Here is a 5764-nt window from a genome sequence, read left to right as displayed (position 1 = left end):
GCGGTCGACGGACCGCGCCTTCCGTCGGACGGGCGAGGTGCGAGTGGTGCTGGCGGTCGCGGGGGCGGCGACCGGCGGATCCGGTTGCGGCCGGCCCCGGGCGTCCCCGGGACCGACCGCTCTTTATGGGTGACCGGGCTGCTGTCCCCTGCCGTCCGGTCACGCGCGCTGGGGCGAGGTCCCACGACGTACCGGAGGTACGTCACACGCCCCAGCGAAGCCACGCGTGGTTTCTACGGGCCCGCCCCTGGCTGGCACGGACACCCGGACCAACGAAGCGGGCTCCGCGCCGGTCACGCGCCGTACGGGTGAGAGCGGGCCCGAACTCAGATCCGGGACCTCCCTCAGATGCGGCCCCGGCACAGCTCCAGCATCGTCATGGCCAGCGCCGTACCCGGCTTGCCCAGCGCGTCGCGGTAGTGGCCGAGGACCTCCATCTCGCGTGCCAGGTTCACCCGGCGGCCGCCGGAGGAGATCCGCGCCTCCTGGATGACGGCCGAGACGGCCATCCGCTCCTGGATGAGGCCGATGATCCGGTCGTCGAGGGCGTCGATGCGTTCGCGGGCGTCACCGATCAGCGCCGCCGCCTCGTCGGTGCGGGCACCGGTCCTCTCGGCCGGGGTGACGGCGGAAGCGGGCGTGACGGTGGAGACGGTGGCGGTCGCGGAGACGGTGGCGGTCGCGGTGGCGGTCGCGGCGTTCATGGTGGGGCTCCTCACGGAATCGGACCGGGAGCCCCGGGGCGGCACGGCCCGGGAACGGCGAAGCGCCCCGGGCCTTGTCGGCCCGGGGCGCCTCGGAAGTCGCTTGTCAGTTGCTCAAGCAGCACGACCATGGCATCCGGACCGGCCGGTGCCATAGGTAAAGACGAAGGTCGAGAGCTTGCGCATGCGCACAGTATGGACCGCCGCCCGGCCGCCGGGCCAACCCCGGTTCGGATGGTGAGACGAAAAGATTCACGGCCGCGCCGGTAGAATCGACAAATAGGCCCCTCTCGGGGAACCCCTCCTACCGCCGGAAGGCCGCCGTAGTGTCATCAGCGCCCCCCGCTGCCGCGCCCGACGTCACCAACCCGGACGTAGTCCTCGTTGTCGACTTCGGCGCCCAGTACGCCCAGCTCATCGCCCGCCGTGTCCGTGAGGCCCGGGTCTACAGCGAGATCGTCCCGTCCACCATGCCGGTGGCCGAGATGCTGGCCAAGAACCCGAAGGCGATCATCCTCTCCGGCGGCCCGTCCTCCGTGTACGCGGAGGGCGCCCCCCGCCTCGACCGCGCGATCTTCGAGGCGGGCGTCCCCGTCTTCGGCATGTGCTACGGCTTCCAGCTGATGGCGACCACCCTCGGTGGCACCGTCGACAACACCGGAGCCCGCGAGTACGGCCGTACCCCGCTGCACGTCACCAAGGCCGGCTCCACCCTCTTCGAGGGCACCCCGGTCGAGCAGTCCGTGTGGATGTCCCACGGCGACGCCTGCTCCGCCGCCCCCGAGGGCTTCTCCGTCACCGCCTCCACCGACGTGGTGCCGGTCGCCGCCTTCGAGAACGACGAGAAGAAGCTGTACGGCGTCCAGTACCACCCCGAGGTGCTGCACTCCACGCACGGCCAGCAGATCCTGGAGCACTTCCTCTACCGCGGCGCCGGCATCGAGCCCACCTGGACGACCGGCAACGTCATCGAGGAGCAGGTCGCGGCCATCCGCGCCCAGGTCGGCACCAAGCGAGCCATCTGCGGTCTCTCCGGCGGCGTCGACTCCGCCGTGGCCGCCGCCCTGGTGCAGAAGGCCATCGGCTCCCAGCTCACCTGCGTGTACGTCGACCACGGTCTGATGCGCAAGGGCGAGACCGAGCAGGTCGAGAAGGACTTCGTGGCCGCCACCGGCGTCCAGCTGAAGGTCGTCGACGCCCAGGAGCGCTTCCTCACCGCCCTCGCCGGCGTCTCCGACCCGGAGACCAAGCGCAAGATCATCGGCCGTGAGTTCATCCGCGTCTTCGAGCAGGCGCAGGCCGAGATCGTCGCCGAGGGCGCCGCCGACGGCGAGGAGGTCGCCTTCCTCGTCCAGGGCACGCTCTACCCGGACATCGTCGAGTCCGGCGGCGGCACCGGTACGGCCAACATCAAGTCCCACCACAACGTGGGCGGCCTCCCCGAGGACCTGGAGTTCGAGCTCGTCGAGCCGCTGCGCCAGCTGTTCAAGGACGAGGTCCGGATGGTCGGCCAGGAGCTCGGCCTGCCCGAGGAGATCGTCCAGCGCCAGCCCTTCCCCGGCCCCGGCCTCGGCATCCGCATCGTCGGTGAGGTCACCAAGGAGCGCCTGGACCTGCTGCGCGAGGCCGACGCCATCGCCCGCGAGGAGCTGACCGCGGCCGGTCTCGACCGCGAGATCTGGCAGTGCCCGGTCGTGCTGCTCGCCGACGTCCGCTCCGTGGGCGTCCAGGGCGACGGCCGCACCTACGGCCACCCGATCGTCCTCCGTCCCGTGTCCTCCGAGGACGCCATGACGGCCGACTGGTCGCGCCTGCCGTACGAGGTGCTCGCCCGGATCTCCACCCGGATCACCAACGAGGTCGCCGACGTCAACCGCGTCGTCCTCGACGTGACCAGCAAGCCCCCGGGCACCATCGAGTGGGAGTGACCTCTCCCGCCCGCCGCTGAAGCCGCCGTCCCCGCGCGCCCGCCGCCCGGGGACGGCGGCTTCTCCGCGTCCGGCCCGCCGCTCCGGGTGCGGCCGGGGCATTCTCCGGGCGTCGTCCGGGCCTCGCCCGAGTGGGGGATCACCCGCGCGGAAACCGAACTCCTGTCGTCACACCATCGCTTCACCTTTCTGTACGTCAATGGGATGGAGCGGCAATCACCCTTCGGTGGGGCGCACGCGGCAGCGCCGGGAGCCTTGGGTGCGACACAATTCCGGGGAATCAGCGGCCGGTTGACCGATCGGGGCCACCTCGGACCCCCGGCACGTGCCGCGAGGTGAGCCCGGGGGAAGAACGGGCTCGGGAAGTGAGCACCGTGGCGGTTCAAGAAACGGGACAGTACGGCGCCCGGTCCGGCGCGCACCCGGCGGCCTGCGCCGGTTGCGCACACTGCGGGCGAGCCGGCCACCGCGACGCCGTGGCCGCCTTCCTCGCCCGCCGCGACGAACTCGCCGCCGGCCACGGCGTCCCCGCCGCCGTCGCCCACTCCCCGGTCGCCGCCCGTCAGTGGGTCTCCGACGAGCTGGCCCAGTCCGCACGGGCCGTCACCGACCGGGGACGCGAGGCCGGCGCGGCCCGGCTCGCCCGCGTCCGCCTCGGCGGCCTCGCCACCGTCTGGGGCGCCGTACTCGTCCTGCTCCTCGGCCAGGCCCTCACCGCCGTCGGAACCGGCTGGACCACCGCCCGTACCGCCGGCCTCTGCACCGCCCTGGTCCTGGCCGTCCTGCTCAGTGGCGCCGCGCACCTGCACCGGGCCCGCGGCGGACTGCTCGCACCGCTCGTCGGCGAGGACAACCGGCTCTCCACCACACGGGCCGTCGCCGCCGCCTGGCTCCTGTTCCTCGTCTACACCCTCCTCTTCCTGGCCCTCCGTTCACCCGGAGCCTCCGCCTTCGCCCCTGCCCGGGGCGCGGGTCTGCTCACCGTCTTCGCCCTCGTCGCGGCCCTCACCGTCACCTCCCGTGTCGTCGTCTCCGCCCGGATCGCGGCGCGGCGCCTCCAGAAGGTGCCCGCCGACCGCCCGAGGGCCGCCGATCTCCTCTGCGACGACGACGGCCGCGCCGACCTCGCCGACATCCAGTACCTCCTCGTCTCCGGCGCCCTCCTGATCCTCGCGGGCGTCCGTCTCGCTGCGGCACCGACCGGCCTCCCCGAGCTGCCCTGGCCGCTCGTGCTCCTCCTCACCGTCTCCGCCGCCTGGCACCTCGCCGCCACCGGTACCGAGGGCGTCCGCCCCGCCATCCACGCCGTTGTCCGGTCCCGGGAGGCCGGCGACCTGGACGCCCCGATCCGCACGGGCGACGACATCGAGATCCGCGGCTGCGGCTTCGTCCCGCCGGGTGCCGCCACCCCGGAACCCCTCACCCGGCTCGTCGTCCGCATCGGCGCCGTCCACGCCCATGTCCCCCTGGTCCCGGTCCCGGGCGGCTTCGCCAACCCCACGGACACCGCGCTCACGGTCCCGCTCCCGGCCGACGTCGAACCGGGACGCGTGGAGGTGTCGGTCGTGACGGCGGCGGGCATCGAGACCAACCGGGTCACCATCGACGTCCTCGACTGAACCCCGCCGCCCCGCCTGTCCGTCCGACGGCCCGATCGCGGGCCGGCCGCACGCTGCGTGCGCGCCGGGTGACCGGAGCCGTGGGGCGCGGGGCCTTCCGTGTGCTCCCCCGGCCCCGGTGCGGAGAGAATCGTTCCGCGAGGAGCCGTTCGGGGAGTGGAGAGGTGACCGGCGATGACAGGACAGGCCGACCGGCGAAACGACGGAGCGGACGGCAGGATGTCCCCCGGGTCCCCCGGGTCCCCGGCCCTGGGCTCCGGCTCGGCAGGCGGTCCCCCGACCGGCTCGGCGGGTGGTTCCGCGTCCGGCTCGGCGGGTGGTTCCGCGTCCGGCTCGGCGGGTGGTTCCGCGTCCGGCTCGGCGGGTGGTTCCGCGTCCGGCTCGGCGGGTGGTTCCGCGTCCGGCTCGGCGGCTCGCCGGGACACGTTCGCCCGGTGGAAGGCCACCGCCTCCCGCTACGCCCTCCTTCCCCTCCGGATCTTCCTCGGCGTCACCTTCGTGTACGCGGGTCTCGACAAGCTGACCGACGCCTCCTTCCTCGCCGGCACCGGCACCGGATCCATCGGCGAGACCATGCGCGGGGTCCGCGACAGCTCCGCCGTGCCCGCCCTGGTCGACCTCGCCCTCCACAGTCCTGCCGGCTTCGGACACGCCCTCGCCCTCGGCGAGCTCGCCGTCGGGATCGGGACCCTCCTCGGCCTCTTCGCCCGGGTGGCGGCGCTCGGCGGCGCGCTGATCTCACTGAGCCTGTGGCTGACCGTGAGCTGGCAGGTGTCTCCCTACTACCTGGGCAACGACCTCGCCTATCTGATGGCCTGGCTGCCGTTGCTGCTCGCCGGCGCCCCGGTGCTCTCGCTCGACCGGCTCCTCGCCGCACGGCGCCGTATTCGATAGGCCACCCACGTCACCAGGCCGGCCAGACCCAGGCCGCCGCAGAGCACCGGAACCACCCCGTACCAGGGCGTGGCCCAGGCCTCCAGGGCGTCACCCCCGTACACCACGGCGAGGGTGAGGGCCGTCAGGCCGAGGACGAGCCTGCCCGGGCGGAACTCATGAAGCAGCACGGATGACCTCCACCTGTCCCAGTCCGACCTCCAGTGAGAGGTCCAGCGTGCCCGCCGGGGCGGTCCCGGCCGGCGGGGCGAGCGTCCGGGTCTCGTCCCGGTCCGGTGCGATGTCGATGTCGTCGGGCGGCTGCCCGGGCAGTTGCAGGTCACCGAGCCCCACCTCGGCGCGGAGCCTCACCACCACGTCCTTCGGCACGACCACCTCGACCTTCCCGGCGCCGACGTTCACCCGGGTCCCGACGGTGGTGCCCGCCGGTACCGCGAGGCGCGAGAGGTCGAGTGTGCCGACCCCGGTCCCCACCTCGTAGTCCGCGCGCACCGCGCCCACCGTGGTGGGCTGCCACGTCTCCCGCACCCACTCGGTCGTGATCCGCTGCGGCAGGGCCACCGCCACGGCGAGCAGCAGGGCCGTGGACACGGTCTGGAAGACGGTGCCGAAACCGGTC

The 5764-nt window shown here is 73.3% G+C and carries 3 protein-coding genes and 2 pseudogenes; 3 read left to right on the top strand and 2 right to left on the bottom strand.

Features of this window, described 5'->3' with window-relative positions; genetic code table 11:
* Window positions 1-344 precede the first annotated feature (344 nt).
* On the bottom strand, window positions 345-704 hold the full coding sequence (locus RIF68_RS25090; protein WP_309053569.1) for a chorismate mutase: 360 nt from the start codon (window positions 702-704) through the stop codon (window positions 345-347).
* Between the two features lie 326 nt (window positions 705-1030).
* Between RIF68_RS25090 and guaA the strand changes: the two genes are divergently transcribed.
* The 3 genes and pseudogenes from guaA to RIF68_RS25075 all read left to right on the top strand — a co-directional run.
* Window positions 1031-2632: a glutamine-hydrolyzing GMP synthase gene (gene guaA / locus RIF68_RS25085; protein ID WP_309053568.1), complete on the top strand. Its 1602-nt coding sequence runs from the start codon at window positions 1031-1033 to the stop codon at window positions 2630-2632.
* 374 nt (window positions 2633-3006) lie between these two features.
* Window positions 3007-4251, top strand: a complete 1245-nt coding sequence (locus tag RIF68_RS25080; RefSeq protein WP_375165736.1) for a hypothetical protein — start codon at window positions 3007-3009, stop codon at window positions 4249-4251.
* Window positions 4252-4698: 447 nt separating this feature from the next.
* Window positions 4699-5145: pseudogene (locus RIF68_RS25075) on the top strand (DoxX family protein); the annotation flags it as partial.
* A gap of 156 nt (window positions 5146-5301) precedes the next feature.
* Here RIF68_RS25075 and RIF68_RS25070 read toward each other — a convergent pair.
* A pseudogene (locus RIF68_RS25070) lies at window positions 5302-5764 on the bottom strand (LiaF domain-containing protein); the annotation flags it as partial.

It is taken from the genome of Streptomyces sp., assembly GCF_031178505.1.
Lineage (GTDB): Bacteria > Actinomycetota > Actinomycetes > Streptomycetales > Streptomycetaceae > Streptomyces > Streptomyces gulbargensis.
This window is presented reverse-complemented; position numbering and strand designations above follow the sequence as displayed.

What these genes read in the sequence shown, in the direction of transcription:
- RIF68_RS25090 (WP_309053569.1), bottom strand. Translation starts at nt 704, where the DNA reads ATGAACGCCGCGACCGCCACCGCGACCGCCACCGTCTCCGCGACCGCC.